Below are 16991 nucleotides of genomic sequence, written 5' to 3' on the forward strand. Positions count from 1 at the left end.
TTTTATCTCCGTTTCGGAACCGGCACCCGCAGCAGGTCGTAGGCCACGGTCAGCTCGCCCTCGAACCCGGCGGCCCGCGCCTGCCGCTCGAACTCCTCCGGGTCCGGGTAGCGCTGGCTGAAGTGGGTGAGGACGAGGTGCCGCACCCCCGCGTCGCGCGCCACGGCCGCCGCCTGTCCCGCCGTCAGATGGCCGTGGTCCGCCGCCAGCGCGGCGTCCTCGTCGAGGAACGTGGACTCGATGACGAGCAGGTCGCAGCCCTCGGCGAGCGCGTGCACCCCGTCGCACAGCCGGGTGTCCATGACGAACGCGAACCGCTGCCCGCGCCGCACCTCGCTCACGTCCTCGAGCGTCACGTCGCCGAGCCGGCCCTCGCGCTGGAGGCGGCCGACGTCCGGGCCTCCGATGCCGTGCGCGGCGAGCCGGCCGGGCAGCATCCGGCGCCCGTCGGGCTCGGTCAGCCGGTAGCCGTAGGACTCGACGGGGTGGGACAGCTTCCGGGCTTCGAGCGTGTACGACGGGGTCGCGGCGAGGACGCCGTCGGCGGCGACCGGTGCCTCGTTGAGCCGGACCGTCTCCCGGTAGGCGGTCGCGTACCGCAGCCGGTCGAAGAAACGCTGACCGGAGCGCGGGTAGTGGGCGGTCACCTCGTGCGGCACCTGGTCGAGGTTGATCCGCTGGATCACTCCGGCCAGCCCCAGGGAGTGGTCGCCGTGGAAGTGCGTGACGCAGATCCGGTTCAGGTCGTGGGCGGCGACCCCGGCGCGCAGCATCTGCCGCTGGGTGCCCTCGCCGGGGTCGAACAGGATGCCCTCGCCGTCCCAGCGCAGCAGGTAGCCGTTGTGGTTGCGGTGCCGGGTCGGAACCTGGCTGGCGGTGCCGAGGACGACGAACTCACGGACGGACATGACCGGTTATCCGGGGGGCCATTCCAGGCCACGGCCGCCGAGGACGTGCGCGTGGGCGTGCCAGACGGTCTGCCCGGCGCCGCTGCCGGTGTTGAAGACGACGCGGTAGCTGTCCAGCTTCTCCTCGTCGGCGACGGCCCGGGTCTCGGCGAGCACGTCGGCGGCGAGCCGCGGGTCGCCGGCGGCGAGTTCGGCCGCGTTCTTGTAGTGGGCCTTCGGGATCACCAGGACGTGGGTGGGGGCCTGCGGGTTTATGTCCCGGAAGGCCACGGTGGTCTCGGTCTCGCGGACGACCGTCGCCGGGATGGCCCCCGCGACGATCTTGCAGAACAGGCAGTCGTCCTGCGGTTCCCCTGCCATGGGTGTGCCTCCTGACGCCGGTGATCAGTACCGGGGCATCGTATCGGGGGTGCCGCGGAATCCGGTCACGGCAGTTCGGGCGGCATCCTGGCGGGAGTCGCCTCCAGCGCCTCCAGGGCCAGCCGGATCGCCTCGTCCAGCTGGACGTCCCAGCCCGCCGTGTGGTCCTGCGGGCGCTGCACGACCTCCACGTCGGGGTCGACGCCGTGGTTCTCCACTCCCCACCCGGCGCCCTCCAGCCAGTACGCGTACTTCGGCTGGGTGATCAGGGTGCCGTCGACCAGGCGGTAGCGGCTGTCGATGCCGATGACTCCGCCCCAGGTGCGGGTGCCGACGACGGGGCCGATGCCGAGGGCCCGGATCGCCGCGTTGACGATGTCGCCGTCGGAGCCGGAGAACTCGTTGGCGACGGCGACGACGGGGCCGCGCGGGGCGTCCCTCGGGTAGCTCTCGGGCCGCATCCCGCGCGGCAGGTCCCAGCCGACGATCCGCCGGGCCAGCTTCTCCACGACGAGCTGGGAGGTGTGGCCGCCGCGGTTCTCCCGGACGTCGACGACCAGCCCTTCGCGCGCCACCTCGATCCGCAGGTCGCGGTGGATCTGGGCCCAGCCGGGAGCCTGCATGTCGGGTACGTGCAGATAGCCGAGCCGGCCACCGGAGCGCTCGTGGACGTGGGCGCGGCGGCCGGCGACCCAGGCGTGGTAGCGCAGGGGCTCCTCGTCCGCGACCGGGACCACGACCACGTGGCGCAGATCGCCGCCGCCGGCCGGCGAGACGGTCAGCTCGACGGGCTTGCCGGCCGTGCCGGTCAGCAGCGGGCCGGGGCCGGTGACCGGGTCGACCGGCTGCCCCGCGACCGCGACGATCGCGTCCCCGGGCCGCACGGCGACACCGGGCGCGGCCAGCGGGGAGCGGGCGTTGGGGTCGGAGGTCTCGGAGGGCAGGATGCGGTCGACGCGCCAGCCGCCGTCCTCGTGGCGGGAGATGTCGGCGCCGAGAAGTCCCTGCCGGGCGCCGTCGCCGAAGCCGCCGCGCGGGGTGACGTAGGCGTGCGAGGTGCCGAGTTCGCCCTGCACCTCCCACAGCAGGTCGACCAGGTCGTCGTGGGTGGCGAGGCGGTCGAGGACGGGCCGGTAGCGGTCGAGGACGCCGTCCCAGTCGACGCCGCCCATGTCGGCCCGCCAGAAGTTGTCCCGCATGATGCGGCCCGTCTCGTCGTACATCTGCCGCCATTCGGCGACCGGGTCGACGGTCTGCCGGATCCGGGTGAGGTCGACGGCGATGTTCGAGTCGCTGTCCTCGTCGTCGGAGGCGTGCCGGTCGGCGGGTACGACCCTGAGCCGGCCGTCGCTCCACAGCAGTACTCGCCTGCCGTCGCCGCTGACCTCGAAGTGGTCGGCGTCGGCGGCGAGATGCTCCAGGCGCTGCTGGGCGAGGTCGTAGCGCTCCAGCCGGGTCTTCGGGTCGGGGGCGTCGGGTGTGGCGCGGCCCGCGCCGAGCACGCCGCGCACCGGGTGGCGCAGCCAGAGCAGCCCGTCCTTGGCCGCCCGCAGGTTGGAGTAGCGGGCTGCCTCGACCGGGAAGGGCACGATGCGGTCTGCGAGGCCGTCGAGGTCGATCCGGGTCGCCGGGGTGCCCTCGCTGTCCGGTGTCTCCTCCTTGTCGGGGGTGCCGAAGGGCCGGCCGTGCCGCTGCGGCCCGAACGGCGACGGGGTGGTCGCGGCGAGGGTGATCAGGTGCGGGCGCACGCCCTCCACGAAGGCCAGGTCGAAGACGTGCTCGTCGTAGACCGGGTCGAAGGAGCGGCTGGAGAGGAAGGCGAGGTGCCTGCCGTCCAGGGTGAAGGCGGGCGCGTAGTCCTGGAAGCGCAGCGGGGTCGCCTCGGTGACCGACAGGTCGGTGGTGTTGGCGAGGCGGAGCTGGGAGAGTGGGTGGGGCCCGGGGTGCGCCCAGGCGAGCCAGCCGGAGTCCGGTGAGAAGGCCAGGCCGTGGACGTCGCCGTGCTCGCTGCGGGTCACCTCGCGCACCTCGCCGGTCTCCCGCTCGACCAGCAGCAGCCGCCCGTCGTGTGCGGCGACGGCGGCCCGGCTGCCGTCGGGTGCCATGGCCAGTTCCAGGACGCGGCCGAGCTGCCCGGCGGCGAGCCGGCGCGGTGGCGTGCCGAGGGCGGCGCCGGTGGCGGGCGCGAACTCCAGGGCGTCCTCGCCCTCGGCGTCCGTCACCCACACCACCCACTCCTCCCCCTCGGAGCGGAAGGTGCGCGGCAGCCGGGTCCGCACGCCCGGCTGGGCGGCGAGCGCGCGGGCCGGGCCGGAGCGGTGGGTGACCCAGTGGACGGCGCCGCGCACGGCGACCGCGCTGCCGCGCGCGGTGTGGTCCGGGGCGGCGGTGCCGAACCAGTGGGAGGCGTTCACCGGGAACGGCTGGAGGTCCACGCGCGGTCCGCCGAGCCGGATGTCCAGCCGGCGCGGTTCGGCGCCGTCGAGGTCGTCCAGCAGCCAGAGTTCACCGGCGCAGGAGTAGACGACCCGGGTGCCGTCGGTGGCGGCGTGCCGGGCGTAGAAGCCTTCCAGCGGGGTGTGCCGGCGCAGGTCGGAGCCGTCGGCGAGGGAGGAGTAGAGCGCGCCGGTGCCCTCGTGGTCGGAGAGGAACGCGATCCGGTCGCCGGCCCACAGCGGGTACTCGATGTTGCCGTCCAGCTCCTCGTGCAGCCGGACGAACTCGCCGTCGCCCTCCCGGTCGATCCACAGCTTGCCCGCGGTGCCGCCCCGGTACCGCTTCCACCAGGCGGCCTCGCGGCCCATCGGGGCGGACAGCAGCACGGTGTGCGGGCCGTGGGCGACGTCGCCGACCGGCCCGTACGGCAGGGTGGTGGCCGGTCCCCCGTCGAGCGGAACGGCCCGGGCCCAGCTTCGGCGCAGGCTCGCCTGGCCCTGGGTGCTGAGCGCGAGCACCTCGCCGTCCGGGGTCCAGCCGCGCACCTGTGTCCGCCAACTGCCCCAGTGCGTCAGCCGTCTGGCTGGGCCGCCGGCCACCGGGGCGAGGTGCACCTCGGGGGCGCCGTCGCGGGTGGAGGTCCAGGCGACGGCGGTGCCGTCGGGCGAGACGCGAGGGTGGTTCACGGGCACGTTGTCGGCGCTGACCCGCCAGGCACGGCCGCCGTCGAGCGGAGCCAGCCAGACGTCGTCCTCGGCGACGAAGGTCACCAAGTCGCCGTGCGGGTGCGGGAATCGGAGGTAGCCGGAGGATGCCGTCGAAGCCGCCTGAGTCACCCCGTCACTGTACGCAGCGACCGGCGTCCCCCGCTCCCGGTTCCGATCACTTGCCCTCCACCGGCCAGCAACTGGGGTCCTTCTTGCACCAGATGGTCCGCGTCACCGTCACGGTGACGGTGGGCTGCCCGCCCTGCCGGGTGGGCGGCCGGTACGTCGGACCGGGTGTGGCGTCGCAGTCGCCGAGCCCGCTGACCCGGAAGACCTGCCTGCCGCCGACCCTGGCCGTCAGGTCCCCGCGCACACAGGCCCCGTCGACGGCCCGGGTCACCTTCCCCCTGACGGTGATCTTGCGTCCGTCCCTGGTCTCCCCCTGGCAGTCGACCGATACGACGGTGCTCTCCGTCGGCGAGGGCGAACTGCCGGACGTGCCGCCGCGCTTGCCGCCGTAGTCTCCGGTGCAGGTGAGCCAGCTCACGTCCACGTGCCGCCGTTTCAGCTCGGCGGTCGCGGTGCTGTCGGTGGTGTACGCGGCCGAGGCCGAACTCAGGTCCCCGGGCTGACACGCCACCACCGCGCCCGCGCCCATCACCAGCAGTCCCGCCACGGCCACACCGCGCGCGGCCCGCGGCCGGCGCCGAATCCGCCTCGATGCCCCCATGGAGGGCAGCGTGCCACCACCGCCCCCGGGGCGGAAGGCCGCATACGGCCACTCACCCGTTCGGGCAGCGACGGCCGGGCCGCTGTTCCCTCGCCGTCAGACGCGCAGGAGGAGCCATTCCTGGAGTTCCACCAGGTTGCCCTCCGGGTCCTTGAGGTGAGCCACGCGCATGCGCTCGGTCATCGGGGCCGGGCCGTGCAGCAGGGTCGCGCCCCGGGCGGTGATCTCCGCGCAGTACGCGTCGAGGTCGTCCACGCGCAGCACGACCAGGGAGCGGTGGCCGGTGGCGGTCTCGCCCAGCTCCGCCAGGACCCCGGCCATCATGGCGCGGTCCTGCAGCGCGATTCCGGCCGAGCCGGCGTGCGGGCTGAACTTCTCGTACGGTCCCTCGCCGGTGCCGGACTGCGGCTTGAGGCCGAGGACATCGGCGTAGAAGCGGTAGCAGGCGGCGAAGTCGGTGACGAGGAGCCGGACTTGGGCGAGTTCCATGGTGTTCCCCCAGTGCTCAGGACCAGCGGCCGGTGCGGCCCAGCAGGAGGGCCGCCGCGGCGGTGCCGGCGGTGGACGTGCGCAACACCGTAGGCCCCAGCACGCACGGCTTGGCGCCCGCCTCTTCGAAGAGGGCCAACTCGTCCCGGGCCACGCCTCCTTCGGGCCCCACGACCAGCACGATCTCACCGTGCTCCGGGAGCCGGGCGGTGGCGAGGGGGGCGCTGTCGTGCTCGAAGTCGGAGTGGAGCACGGCGGCGAAGTCGGCCGCGGCCAGCAGGGCGGCGACCTGCTTGGTCGTCGCGGCCTCCGCGACCTCGGGGAAGCGCAGGCGGCGGGACTGCTTGCCGGCCTCGCGGGCGGTGGCACGCCACTTGGCGAGGGCCTTCTGCCCGCGGTCGCCCTTCCACTGGGTGATGCAGCGCGCGGCCTGCCAGGGCACGATCGCGTCGACGCCCGTCTCGGTCATCATCTCCACGGCCAGCTCACCGCGGTCGCCCTTGGGGAGGGCCTGGACAACGGTGATACGGGGGCTGGGTTCGGGCTCCACCGGGAACGCGCGGGGCTCGACCACCAGGTGGTCCTTGCCCGAGGTGCTGAGGACCACCCCGGACGCTCCCCGGCCCTTGCCGTCGGTGATCACGACTTCCTCGCCGGGCTGCAGCCGGCGCACCGAGACCGCGTGCCGCCCCTCGGGTCCCTCCACGTCGATGACCGAGCCGGGGCCCACACCCTCGAGCGAGTCGACGACGAAAACCGGCGCGGTCATCGCGCGTCACCTCCGGCCGACAACGCGGTCCGGGCCGCGGCGAGCTCGGCCGTCAGCACTTCCACCAACTGCCCGGCCGGCAGCTCCCGGGCCAGCCGGTGGCCCTGGCCCGCCCACAGTGCCATGCCCTGCGCGTCACCGGCCTTGGCGGCGGCCCTGCGTAGCGGCGCCGTCACATGGTGGACCTCGGGGTAGGCGGCGGGGGCGTAGGGGCCGTGCTCGCGAAGGAAGCGGTTGACCAGGCCGCGCGCGGGGCGGCCGGAGAAGGCGCGGGTCAGTTCGGTGCGCGCGAACAGGGGGTTGGTCAGCGCCTGCTTGTGCAGGGCGTGGGCGCCGGACTCCGGGGTGGCGAGGAACGCCGTGCCCAGCTGGGCGGCGCTCGCGCCCGCCGCGAGGACGGCGGCGATCTGGCCGCCGCGCATGATGCCGCCGGCGGCGACGACCGGGATGCTCACCGCCTCGCGGACCTGCGTGAGCAGCGACAGCAGTCCGATGCCGGAGCCGTCGTTCTCGGGGACGTCCCGGTGGGTGCCCAGGTGGCCGCCCGCCTCGACGCCCTGCGCGATCACCGCGTCCGCCCCGGCCCGCTCGACCGCGCGCGCCTCCTCCGGGGTGGTGGCGGCGACCAGCGTGAACGTCCCGGCGCGGTGCAGGGAGTCGATGACCTCACGGGCCGGGACACCGAAGTGGAAGGAGACCACCGGCACCGGGTTGTCGAGCAGTACGGCGAGCTTGGCGTCGTAGCCGTCGTCCCGGCCGCTGTCCGGGTCGCCCAGCTCGGTCTCGTACCAGGCGGCCTCACCGGCGAGCTGGTGGGTGTAGATCTCCACGGCGCCGGACTCCGCATACTCCGGCTGCGGCATGAAGAGGTTGACGCCGAAGGGCCGGCCCGTGAGTCCCCGTAGCTGCTTGATCTCCTGGTACATGCCGTCGGCGGTCTTGTATCCGGCGGCGAGGAACCCGAGCCCGCCCGCCTCGGACACGGCCGCGGCGAGCTGCGGTACGGAGACCCCGCCCGCCATGGGAGCCTGCACGATCGGCCTGGGGAAGAGATCGGTCAGCGCGGAGGACATGCCCGCATGTTGTCACGTCCTGGGGAGAGCGCCGAATCGGGTCTTTCCCATGGCACATGCCACTTTTTCCGGCCCGCGGCTCCAGCCCACCGAGCCGGGCGGCGGGTGGGCGAGGGCCGGGCCCAGGGGGCTCGAGCCCCCTGGGCCCGGCCCTCGTGGCCTCGGCCCGCCTCAGCGCCCGTTGAACGCGTCCTTCAGCCGCGAGAACAGTCCCTGCTGCCCCGGCTGGAACTGCCCCTGCGGGCGCTCCTCGCCCCGCAGCTTCGACAGCTCGCGCAGCAACCGCTCCTGCTCGGGATCCAGCTTGGTCGGGGTCGTGACCTCGACGTGGACGATCAGGTCGCCTCGGCCGCCGCCGCGCAGATGCGTGACGCCCCGGTTGTGCAGCGGGATCGACTGTCCGGACTGGGTGCCCGGCCGGATGTCGACCTCCTCCAGGCCGTCCAGCGTCTCCAGCGGGACCTTGGTGCCGAGGGCCGCCGCGGTCATCGGGATGGTGACCGTGCAGTGCAGGTCGTCGCCGCGCCGCTGGAAGGTCGAGTGCGGCAGCTCGTGGATCTCGACGTAGAGGTCACCGGCCGGACCGCCGCCGGGGCCGACCTCGCCCTCGCCGGCGAGCTGGATCCGGGTGCCGTTGTCGACACCGGCCGGGATCTTCACGGTGAGGGTGCGGCGGGAGCGCACCCGGCCGTCGCCCGCGCACTCGGGGCACGGGGTCGGCACGACCGTGCCGAAGCCCTGGCACTGGGGGCAGGGGCGGGAGGTCATGACCTGGCCCAGGAAGGACCGGGTGACCTGCGACACCTCGCCGCGGCCGCGGCACATGTCACACGTCTGGGCGGTCGTGCCCGGAGCCGCGCCCTCGCCGCTGCAGGTGTTGCAGACGACCGCGGTGTCGACCTGGATGTCCTTGGTCGTGCCGAAGGCCGCCTCGTCCAGCTCGACGTCGATCCGGATCATCGCGTCCTGGCCGCGCCGGGTGCGCGAGCGCGGCCCGCGCTGCGACGCCGTACCGAAGAACGCGTCCATGATGTCGGAGAAGTTGCCGAAGCCACCGGCCCCGAAGCCCCCCGCGCCCCCGCCGCCCGCCTGGGAGAGCGGGTCGCCGCCGAGGTCGTAGACCTGCTTCTTCTGCGGGTCCGACAGCACCTCGTAGGCGGCGTTGATCTCCTTGAACCGCTCCTGGGTCTTCGGATCGGGGTTGACGTCCGGGTGCAGCTCGCGCGCGAGCCGACGGAACGCCTTCTTGATCTCATCCTGCGACGCGTCGCGGCGCACGCCGAGAACGGCGTAGTAGTCCGTGGCCACTTACGACTCCGCCAGGATCTGTCCGACGTACCGTGCCACTGCGCGTACCGCTCCCATCGTTCCCGGGTAGTCCATGCGGGTCGGTCCGACCACGCCGAGCTTGGCAACCGCCTCGCCGCCCGAACCGTAGCCGACCGACACGACGGACGTGGAGTTGAGTCCCTCGTGTGCGTTCTCGTGCCCGATGCGCACCATCACGCCCGGATCCTTCGCCTCGCCGAGGAGCTTGAGGAGCACGACCTGCTCCTCGAGGGCCTCCAGGACGGGCCGGATCGTGAGGGGAAAGTCATGTCCGAAGCGGGTGAGATTGGCGGTGCCGCCGATCATCAGCCGCTCCTCGTTCTCCTCGACCAGTGTCTCCAGCAGAGTGGAGAGCACTGTGGAGACCGTACCGCGATCCTCGTGCTCGAACGCCTCGGGCAGGTCCTCGACCAGGTGCGGCACGTCGGCGAACCGGCGGCCCGCGACCCGGCTGTTGAGCCTCGCCCTGAGGTCGGCGAGGGCGGTCTCCCCGAACGGCGCCGGGCAGTCCACCATCCGCTGCTCGACCCGGCCGGTGTCCGTGATCAGCACGAGCATCACGCGCGCGGGGGCGAGCGAGAGCAGCTCCACGTGCCGCACGGTGGACCGGGTCAGGGACGGGTACTGCACGACGGCGACCTGCCGGGTCAGCTGCGCGAGCAGCCGCACCGTGCGCGCGACGACGTCGTCGAGGTCGACGGCGCCCTCCAGGAAGTTCTGGATCGCCCGCCGCTCGGGTCCGGTCATCGGCTTGACGCCCGCGAGCTTGTCCACGAACAGCCGGTAGCCCTTGTCGGTGGGGATGCGCCCGGCGCTGGTGTGCGGCTGGGCGATGTATCCCTCGTCCTCCAGGGCGGCCATGTCGTTGCGCACGGTCGCCGGCGACACGCCGAGACTGTGCCGCTCGGTGAGCGCCTTGGAGCCGACCGGCTCCTCGGTGCCCACGTAGTCCTGGACGATGGCGCGCAGCACCTGAAGCCTGCGTTCATTCAGCATCCGCGCGCACCTCCAGCATGTCTTCCGCTCGGCCCTTCGGCGTCCGCCTGGCACTCTGCGTGTCCGAGTGCCAGCGTTCCCCGGCCAGTGTACGGCCGTGGGGTACTCACTGGGCAAGGTCGGTCCCGCCATACCCCGTCCTACCGCTAGCGTCGCGTTATGACCGTGACTTGGGAAGAGCTGGGATGGGAGCGGTTGGCCGACGGGGTCGGGCGGTGCCGGCTGCCCGGCTGGGACTGCACGGCGGGCCTGGTGCTCGGGGCCGGTACGGCGCTGTTGGTGGACGCCGGGTCGAGCCTCGCCGAGGGCGCGCTGCTGCGGGAGCGGGCGCAGCGGCTCGCGGGGCACCGTGTGACCCATCTCGCGCTCACCCATCCCCACTTCGACCACGTCTTCGGGGCGGCCGCCCTCGCCGGCGCCGAGGTGTACGCGGCGGTCGGCATGGACGCGTTGCTGGCGCACGAGCGCGACGGGCTGCGCCTGGACGCGGTCAGGAACGGCCTGCCGGTCCCGGACGCCGACGAGGCGGTGGACGCGCTGGTGCCGCCCCGGCACCTGGTCTCCGGGGAGTGGACGCTGGACCTCGGCGACGGGCGTCAGGCGCTGCTGGCCAACGTGGGTCCCGGCCACACGGCCCACGATCTGGCGGTGCTGGTGCCGGGCGACCCGGAGGTCGTCTTCTGCGGCGACCTGGTGGAGGAGTCCGGCGAACCGCAGGCGGGCCCGGACGCGGTCCCGTCCCGCTGGCCGGACGCGCTCGACCGTCTGCTGTCCCTGGGCGGTGAGGACGCGCTGTACGTGCCCGGTCACGGAGCGGTGGTGGACGCGGCGTTCGTGCGGTGCCAACGCGAAGGGCTGGCGACGCGTTTCGGCGTGTCATGAGCACAGAGCCGCCGGTTCTCCTATCGTCGTCCGAATGCGCCAGTACGCCTCCGATCTGACCCCACCGTGGAAGAAGTCCCAGCCCGTGCCCGAGGTCGCGGCCGAGCCGGGGCTGGTGGTGGAGGAGCCCGGTACCGGGTTCTGCGGGGCGGTGATCCGCTGCGAGGCGGGCACGGTGACGCTGGAGGACCGTTTCGGCAAGCACCGGGTGTTCCCGCTGGAGCCGCGCGGTTTCCTGCTGGAGGGCCGGGTGGTGACGCTGGTGCGGCCGCCGTCGGGCCCGGCGCGGCCCACCCGTACGGCGTCCGGTTCGGTGGCCGTTCCCGGCGCACGCGCGCGCGTGGCCCGCGCCGGCCGCATCTACGTCGAGGGCCGGCACGACGCCGAGCTGGTCGAGCGGGTGTGGGGCGACGACCTGCGCATCGAGGGCGTGGTCGTGGAGTACCTGGAGGGCGTGGACGATCTGCCGTCGATCGTGGCGGAGTTCGCGCCGGGCCCGGACGCGCGGCTCGGCGTCCTGGTGGACCACCTGGTGCCGGGCACGAAGGAGTGGCGCATCGCCGAGTCGGTGACGAGCGAACACGCGCTGGTCGTCGGCCATCCGTACATCGACATCTGGGAGGCGGTGAAGCCCGCCTCCCTCGGCATCGAGTCCTGGCCCCGCGTCCCGCACGGCCAGGACTGGAAGACCGGCGTCTGCCGGTCCCTCGGCTGGCCGGAGAACACGGGCGCGGCCTGGCAGCGGATCCTGTCCCGGGTGCGGTCCTACAAGGACCTGGAGCCGGAGCTGCTGGGGCGGGTGGAGGAACTGATCGACTTCGTCACGGACAGCGATGGGGTCTGACGCCCTTCTAGGTGCCGGACTCTGCAGCGCCCAGCACAGCATCCGGCAGCTCCGACGGCCACGGCGAGCCCTCCGTGTCCGTTCTGCGGATGTGACCGGCTGTAACCCCCGGATACTTCTTGCCCACGCCCGGGCTCCGCGGTGTCACCTGCCGGAGTGATCAGTCCACCAGGTCCCGCACCACCGCGTCCGCCAGCAGCCGGCCGCGCAGGGTCAGGACGGCGCGGCCCTCCTCGTACGGCTCCTCCTGGAGCAGTCCGTCCGCCAGGGCCCGGCGCGAAGCCGCCAAACCGTCCTGCTTCAGCAGGGACAGCGGCGCTCCCTCCCGCAGCCGCAGCTCCAGCAGGATCCGCTCCACTCGCCGGTCCTCGTCCGAGAGCAGTTCGCGGCCGGCGCCCGGGGACCGGCCCGACGCCAGTGCCGCCGCGTAGGCGCCCGGGTGCTTGACGTTCCACCAGCGCACCCCGCCCACGTGCGAGTGGGCCCCGGGTCCCGCGCCCCACCAGTCCGCGCCCCGCCAGTACAGCTCGTTGTGCAGGCAGCGCCCGGCCTCGGAGGTGGCCCAGTTGGAGACCTCGTACCAGTCGAAGCCCGCCGCGGACAGGGTCTCCTCGGCGATCAGGTAGCGGTCCGCGTGGACGTCGTCGTCCGTCATCGGGACCTCGCCGCGGCGGATGCGGCGGGCGAGCTGGGTGCCCTCCTCGACGATCAGCGCGTACGCGCTGACGTGGTCGGGGCCCGCGCCGATCGCCGCGTCCAGCGAGGCCCGCCAGTCGTCGTCGCTCTCCCCCGGGGTGCCGTAGATCAGGTCCAGGTTGACGTGTTCGAAGCCCGCCGCCCGCGCCTCGGCCACACAGGCCTCGGGGCGGCCGGGGGTGTGCGTGCGGTCCAGGATCCGCAGCACGTGCTGCCGCGCGCTCTGCATGCCGAAGGAGATCCGGTTGAAGCCGCCCTCCCGGAGGGTGGTGAGGTACGCCGGGTCGACCGACTCCGGGTTCGCCTCCGTCGTGATCTCCGCGTCCGGCGCCAGACCGAACTCGTCGCGGATCGCCGCCAGCATCCGCACCAGGTCGTCGGCGGCCAGCAGGGTGGGCGTGCCGCCGCCCACGAAGACGGTACGGACCTGGCGGGGGTCGTCGCCGAGGACCTTCCGCGCCAGCCGGACCTCGTCCGTCAGGGTGTCCGCGTAGTTGTCCCGGGAGGCGAGCACGCCGCCGGTGCCGCGCAGCTCGGTGGCGGTGTACGTGTTGAAGTCGCAGTAGCCGCAGCGGGTCGCGCAGTACGGGACGTGCAGGTAGAACCCGAGGGGGCGGCCGGCGGCCCCGGCGAGCGCGGAGCCGGGCAGCGAGCCGTCGTCGGGGACGGGCTCGCCGTCGGGGAGTGCGGAAGGCATGTCCCCCATTGTCCCGTACGGCGGGACTCACCCCGCCTGGAGCACCAGCAGGGCCAGGTCGTCCTCGGGCACGCCGCCGCCGAAGTCGTGCACGAGGCGGCGGATCCGCTCGGCGATCTCCTCGGCGTTCAGGCCCGCGCAGCCGGACAGGGCCCGCGCGAGCCCGTCGCCGTCGTCGAACTGGCGGGAGCCGGAGCGCCGCTCGGTGACGCCGTCGGTGACGCACAGCAGGCTGTCGCCGGGCCGCAGCTCGACGGTCTCGCTGGTGTAGGTCTCGTCCTCGACGACGCCGAGCAGGGTCTGCGGGCGGGCGGCGGTGCGCACCTCGCCGTCGGGGCGCAGCAGCAGCGGCAGGGGGTGCCCGGCGGAGGCGAGGGTGCAGCGGACGCCGCCGTCGGCGTGGGGCGTCAGCTCGCCGTAGAGCAGGGACAGGAAGCGGGTCTGCGGTCCGTCCCCGGCGGCCACGGGACGGCCGCCGGCCGCGACCAGCGCGCGGGCGGCGGCGTCGGCGGCCTCGGTGGCGTCGTCCAGGAGGAGCTGGTTGAGCCGGTCCAGGACGTCGGCGACCCGGTAGCCCTCGCGCGCGAGCAGCCGCAGCCACGGCCGGGCGAGCCCGATCACGACGGCCGCCTCCGGACCCTTGCCCTGGACGTCGCCCACGGCGAAGCACCAGCGGCCGTCGCCCGCCGGGAACAGGTCGTAGAAGTCGCCGCTCGGGCCGCCCTTGTCGCGGGGCTCGTAGACGAGGGCGCTGCTCACCCCGGGGATCTCGGCGACCGCTCCGGGCAGCAGCCCGCGCTGCAGGACGGCGCTGATGGTGGCCTGCCGGGCGTACTGGCGGGCCGCGCCGATGGCGAGGGCCACCCGGCGGCTCAGGTCCTCCACCAGGCCGGTGACCTCGTCGGGGAACCTGGGCTGCCCGCACCGCCCGAGGACCAGGGTGCCGAGCGGGCGGCCGCCGGCGATGAGGCGGAAGGCGAGGGCCGTGCCATGGGTGCCGAGCGCCTCGCCGGGCCAGGGGTAGGTCTCCGGGTCCGGCCTCGGGTCCTGCGGCGGCCGGGGCGGGTTCTTCTCCAGGGCGCGGTGCAGGTCCTCGGCGCGGTCCTCACCGGCCACCCAGATCCCGGCGGGCGCGCCGCCGTCGCCGCCGCGTACGGTCGCCTCGTCCTCCAGCCACACCGCGCACCAGTCGGCGAGCCGGGGCACGATCAGCCGCCCGGTGAGGGCGGCGACCAGGTTCTCGTCGAGCTGCCCGGCGAGCAGGTCGGAGGCCTCGGCGAGGAAGGACAGCGCGCCCCGGCCGAGCCAGTCCCGGTCGCGTCCGGCGCTCCGCGGCCGCGGTGCGAGGACCTCGGCGATGTCCAGGGCGTCGTCGGGGGCGGGTCCGTCCAGGGGTTCGCCGCCGGGCCGCAGCCTCGCCCACACGGTCTTCTCGCCCCGGCGGTAGGTGACGCCCCAGGACTCGGCGAGGGTGGCGACCAGGCGCAGCCCGCGCCCGTACTCGGACGTCTCGCACGACGCCTCGCCGGTGCCGGGGTCGCGCGGGGCGCGGGACGGATGGCGGTCGCCGACCTCGACGACGAGGGCGCCGGTCGTCTCCAGGCGCCAGTCCACGTCGATGTCGGTGCCGGCGTGGACGACGGCGTTGGTGACGAGTTCGCTGACGACGGCCATGGCGTCGTCCACGAAGCGCCGGGGCACCCCGGGGACGTCGGCGAGCGCGGCGCGCACCAGGGCGCGGGCGGAGCCGGGGGCGAGGGGGCTGCCGGGCAGGCCGGCGTGCCCGCGCACCGCCGGGGCGTGGGCGTCGTTCTCCCGCTGCGTCGGTATGGCCGCCATGTCCATGCGGCCAGGGTGACAGACAGGACGCGAGCCTAAGCGGTGAGTCACCGAAGCGGGCGGCAACGCGTGAGAACTGTGCTACTGAGACGCAGGAAGACGGTCAGTTCCGGGCGGGATGCGAAGCGAGTCGTAAGGGGCGGGGGCCGCACCACCGGTGCGGCCCCCGCCGTCCTCACGCGACGGGGTCAGGACTCCCGGGCCCCCGCGTACATCTCGTCGATGAGGTGCTTGTACTCCCGCTCCACGACGGGCCGCTTCAGCTTCAGGCTCGGCGTGATCTCGCCGTGCTCCACATCGAGGTCACGGGGCAGCAGCCGGTACTTCTTGATGGTCTGCCAGCGCTGCAGGCCCTCGTTGAGCTCCTTGACGTAGCCGTCGACCATCTCGACGGTCTGCGGCGCGGCCACCACCTCGGCGTACGACTTGCCGTCGAGGCCGTTGTCCTTGGCCCACTGCAGGATCGCGATCTCGTCGAGGGCGATGAGGGCGGTGCAGTAGTTCCGGTCGGCGCCGTGCACCAGGATGTTGGAGACGTATGGGCACACCGCCTTGAACTGGCCCTCGACCTCGGCCGGGGCGACGTACTTGCCGCCGGAGGTCTTGATGAGGTCCTTCTTGCGGTCGGTGATGCGCAGGTAGCCGTCGGCGGACAGCTCGCCGATGTCGCCGGTGTGGAACCAGCCGTCGGACTCCAGCACCTCGGCGGTCTTCTCGGGCTGCTGGTGGTAGCCGTCCATGATGCCGGGGCCGCGCAGCAGGATCTCGCCGTCGTCGGCGATGCGGACCTCGGTGCCGGGCAGCGGCTTGCCGACGGTGCCGGTGCGATAGGCCTCGCCGGGGTTGACGAAGGAGGCCGCGGAGGACTCGGTGAGGCCGTAGCCCTCCAGGATGTGGATGCCGGCGCCGGCGAAGAAGAAGCCGATCTCGGGGGCGAGCGCGGAGGCGCCGGAGACGCAGGCGCGCAGCCGGCCGCCGAAGGCCTCACGGAGCTTGCCGTAGACGAGGGTGTCGGCGACCTTGTGCTTGGAGGCGAGGCCGAACGGCACCGCGTGGGCGCCGGTGCGGCGGAAGTTGTCCTGCGAGACCTTGGCGTACTCGCGGGCGACCTCGGCGGCCCACTGGAAGATCTTGTACTTGGCCGCGCCGCCCTCACGGGCCTTGGCCGCGACGCCGTTGTAGACCTTCTCGAAGATGCGCGGCACGGCCGCCATGTACGTCGGCCGCACCACCGGAAGGTTTTCGATGATCTTGTCGACGCGGCCGTCCACGGCGGTGACGTGACCGACCTCGATCTGCCCGGAGGTGAGCACCTTGCCGAAGACGTGCGCCAGCGGCAGCCACAGGTACTGCACGTCGTCGCCGCTGACCAGGCCGGTCGCGGCGATCGCCCTGGCCATGTACGCCCAGTTGTCGTGCGGCAGGCGCACGCCCTTGGGACGGCCGGTGGTGCCGGAGGTGTAGATCAGGGTGGCGAGCTGGTCGCGGGTGATCGCGCCGACCCGCTCCTTGATCAGCTCGGGGTGCTTCTCGAGGTAGGCGGCGCCGCGCTGCTCCAGCTCGGTGAGGGTGGTCACCCAGTCGCTGGTCTCGACGCCGGCCGGGTCGATGACGACGACCTTGGTCAGCGCGGGCAGCTCGGCGCGCTTCTCGACGGCCTTGGCGAGCTGGGCCGCGTCCTCGGCGATCAGGACCCGGCTGTCGGAGTCGGAGAGGATGAACGCCGACTCGTCGGCGTTGGTCTGCGGGTAGATCGTGGTGGTGGCACCGCCCGCGCACATGATGCCGAGGTCGGCGAGGATCCACTCCACCCGGGTGGAGGCGGCGAGCGCGACCCGCTGCTCCGGCTGGAGGCCGAGTTCGATGAGGCCGGCGGCGATGGCGTAGACCCGCTCGGCCGCCTCGCCCCAGCTGAGCGACTTCCAGTCGTCGGGGCCCTGCCCGGAGGCTGGGGGTACGGGATGGCGGTAGGCCTCGGCGTCCGGTGTGGCCGCCACGCGCTCCAGGAAGAGGGCCGCCACGGACGGCGGACGGTTCTCGATAAGGGTCTGTGTGTCGCTCACGACATCCTCCGGGGCCCGCGACAGTGCGGCTGGCTCAGGTGCGGCTGGGTTGACTCACGGTGTGGGTTGGGACTCGTTGTTTAACTCGCGAGTAACTATCGAGCAGGGATCAGGGTAAGGGGCGACCGGCCGCTGCGTAAGGGGCATCGGCCTGTCACTTTCCACGCAGAGCG

The 16991-nt window shown here is 73.4% G+C and carries 14 protein-coding genes; 2 read left to right on the top strand and 12 right to left on the bottom strand.

What is annotated here, in order from left to right:
* Positions 1-2: 2 nt before the first annotated feature.
* The 9 genes from ACZ6B1_RS05730 to hrcA all read right to left on the bottom strand — a co-directional run bounded on the left by ACZ6B1_RS05730 (position 3) and on the right by hrcA (position 9797).
* Positions 3-908, bottom strand: coding sequence for a ribonuclease Z (locus ACZ6B1_RS05730; RefSeq protein ID WP_468775270.1), 906 nt, complete (start codon positions 906-908; stop codon positions 3-5).
* Positions 909-914: 6 nt separating this feature from the next.
* Positions 915-1268, bottom strand: a complete 354-nt coding sequence (locus ACZ6B1_RS05735) for a histidine triad nucleotide-binding protein (protein ID WP_468775272.1) — start codon at positions 1266-1268, stop codon at positions 915-917.
* A 65-nt stretch (positions 1269-1333) separates the two neighbouring features.
* Complete coding sequence (locus tag ACZ6B1_RS05740; RefSeq protein ID WP_468775273.1) at positions 1334-4540, bottom strand: S41 family peptidase; 3207 nt, start codon at positions 4538-4540, stop codon at positions 1334-1336.
* 46 nt (positions 4541-4586) lie between these two features.
* Positions 4587-5141, bottom strand: a complete 555-nt coding sequence (locus ACZ6B1_RS05745) for a hypothetical protein (RefSeq protein WP_468775275.1) — start codon at positions 5139-5141, stop codon at positions 4587-4589.
* Positions 5142-5237: 96 nt separating this feature from the next.
* Entirely contained in the window at positions 5238-5630 is a 393-nt protein-coding gene (locus tag ACZ6B1_RS05750) for a VOC family protein (RefSeq protein WP_468775277.1), read from the bottom strand.
* A 16-nt stretch (positions 5631-5646) separates the two neighbouring features.
* On the bottom strand, positions 5647-6399 hold the full coding sequence (locus ACZ6B1_RS05755; protein WP_468775279.1) for a 16S rRNA (uracil(1498)-N(3))-methyltransferase: 753 nt from the start codon (positions 6397-6399) through the stop codon (positions 5647-5649).
* The gene (locus ACZ6B1_RS05760; RefSeq protein ID WP_468775280.1) at positions 6396-7472 is read right to left on the bottom strand and encodes a nitronate monooxygenase; all 1077 of its coding nucleotides are present in this window, start codon (positions 7470-7472) and stop codon (positions 6396-6398) included. The genes ACZ6B1_RS05755 and ACZ6B1_RS05760 overlap by 4 nt, the downstream gene beginning before the upstream one ends.
* Positions 7473-7643: 171 nt before the next feature.
* The gene (gene dnaJ, locus ACZ6B1_RS05765; protein ID WP_468775282.1) at positions 7644-8780 is read right to left on the bottom strand and encodes a molecular chaperone DnaJ; all 1137 of its coding nucleotides are present in this window, start codon (positions 8778-8780) and stop codon (positions 7644-7646) included.
* Positions 8781-9797 carry a heat-inducible transcriptional repressor HrcA gene (gene hrcA / locus ACZ6B1_RS05770; protein WP_468775284.1) on the bottom strand — a complete coding sequence of 339 codons (1017 nt, stop codon included), beginning with the start codon at positions 9795-9797 and terminating at the stop codon, positions 8781-8783.
* A 159-nt stretch (positions 9798-9956) separates the two neighbouring features.
* Here hrcA and ACZ6B1_RS05775 point away from each other — a divergent pair, with 159 nt between their 5' ends.
* Both ACZ6B1_RS05775 and ACZ6B1_RS05780 read left to right on the top strand, forming a co-directional pair.
* Positions 9957-10679 carry an MBL fold metallo-hydrolase gene (locus ACZ6B1_RS05775; protein WP_468775285.1) on the top strand — a complete coding sequence of 241 codons (723 nt, stop codon included), beginning with the start codon at positions 9957-9959 and terminating at the stop codon, positions 10677-10679.
* Between the two features lie 34 nt (positions 10680-10713).
* The gene (locus tag ACZ6B1_RS05780; RefSeq protein WP_468775287.1) at positions 10714-11523 is read left to right on the top strand and encodes a DUF3097 domain-containing protein; all 810 of its coding nucleotides are present in this window, start codon (positions 10714-10716) and stop codon (positions 11521-11523) included.
* Between the two features lie 160 nt (positions 11524-11683).
* Here the strand turns inward: ACZ6B1_RS05780 and hemW are convergent, their stop codons facing one another.
* The 3 genes from hemW to ACZ6B1_RS05795 all read right to left on the bottom strand — a co-directional run bounded on the left by hemW (position 11684) and on the right by ACZ6B1_RS05795 (position 16818).
* Positions 11684-12916 (bottom strand): radical SAM family heme chaperone HemW, encoded by a 1233-nt coding sequence (hemW, locus tag ACZ6B1_RS05785; protein WP_468775289.1) that lies wholly within the window; start codon positions 12914-12916, stop codon positions 11684-11686.
* 27 nt (positions 12917-12943) lie between these two features.
* Positions 12944-14755 carry a SpoIIE family protein phosphatase gene (locus ACZ6B1_RS05790; RefSeq protein ID WP_468776042.1) on the bottom strand — a complete coding sequence of 604 codons (1812 nt, stop codon included), beginning with the start codon at positions 14753-14755 and terminating at the stop codon, positions 12944-12946.
* Between the two features lie 188 nt (positions 14756-14943).
* Positions 14944-16818 (bottom strand): AMP-dependent synthetase/ligase, encoded by a 1875-nt coding sequence (locus ACZ6B1_RS05795; RefSeq protein WP_468775290.1) that lies wholly within the window; start codon positions 16816-16818, stop codon positions 14944-14946.
* Positions 16819-16991 lie beyond the last annotated feature (173 nt).

The organism is Streptomyces sp. NPDC041129 (assembly GCF_055592265.1).

What these genes read in the sequence shown, in the direction of transcription:
- ACZ6B1_RS05730 (WP_468775270.1), bottom strand. Translation starts at nt 908, where the DNA reads ATGTCCGTCCGTGAGTTCGTCGTCCTCGGCACCGCCAGCCAGGTTCCG.
- ACZ6B1_RS05735 (WP_468775272.1), bottom strand. Translation starts at nt 1,268, where the DNA reads ATGGCAGGGGAACCGCAGGACGACTGCCTGTTCTGCAAGATCGTCGCG.
- ACZ6B1_RS05745 (WP_468775275.1), bottom strand. Translation starts at nt 5,141, where the DNA reads ATGGGGGCATCGAGGCGGATTCGGCGCCGGCCGCGGGCCGCGCGCGGT.
- ACZ6B1_RS05750 (WP_468775277.1), bottom strand. Translation starts at nt 5,630, where the DNA reads ATGGAACTCGCCCAAGTCCGGCTCCTCGTCACCGACTTCGCCGCCTGC.
- ACZ6B1_RS05755 (WP_468775279.1), bottom strand. Translation starts at nt 6,399, where the DNA reads ATGACCGCGCCGGTTTTCGTCGTCGACTCGCTCGAGGGTGTGGGCCCC.
- ACZ6B1_RS05760 (WP_468775280.1), bottom strand. Translation starts at nt 7,472, where the DNA reads ATGTCCTCCGCGCTGACCGATCTCTTCCCCAGGCCGATCGTGCAGGCT.
- hrcA (WP_468775284.1), bottom strand. Translation starts at nt 9,797, where the DNA reads ATGCTGAATGAACGCAGGCTTCAGGTGCTGCGCGCCATCGTCCAGGAC.
- ACZ6B1_RS05775 (WP_468775285.1), top strand. Translation starts at nt 9,957, where the DNA reads ATGACCGTGACTTGGGAAGAGCTGGGATGGGAGCGGTTGGCCGACGGG.
- ACZ6B1_RS05780 (WP_468775287.1), top strand. Translation starts at nt 10,714, where the DNA reads ATGCGCCAGTACGCCTCCGATCTGACCCCACCGTGGAAGAAGTCCCAG.
- hemW (WP_468775289.1), bottom strand. Translation starts at nt 12,916, where the DNA reads ATGCCTTCCGCACTCCCCGACGGCGAGCCCGTCCCCGACGACGGCTCG.
- ACZ6B1_RS05790 (WP_468776042.1), bottom strand. Translation starts at nt 14,755, where the DNA reads ATGGCGGCCATACCGACGCAGCGGGAGAACGACGCCCACGCCCCGGCG.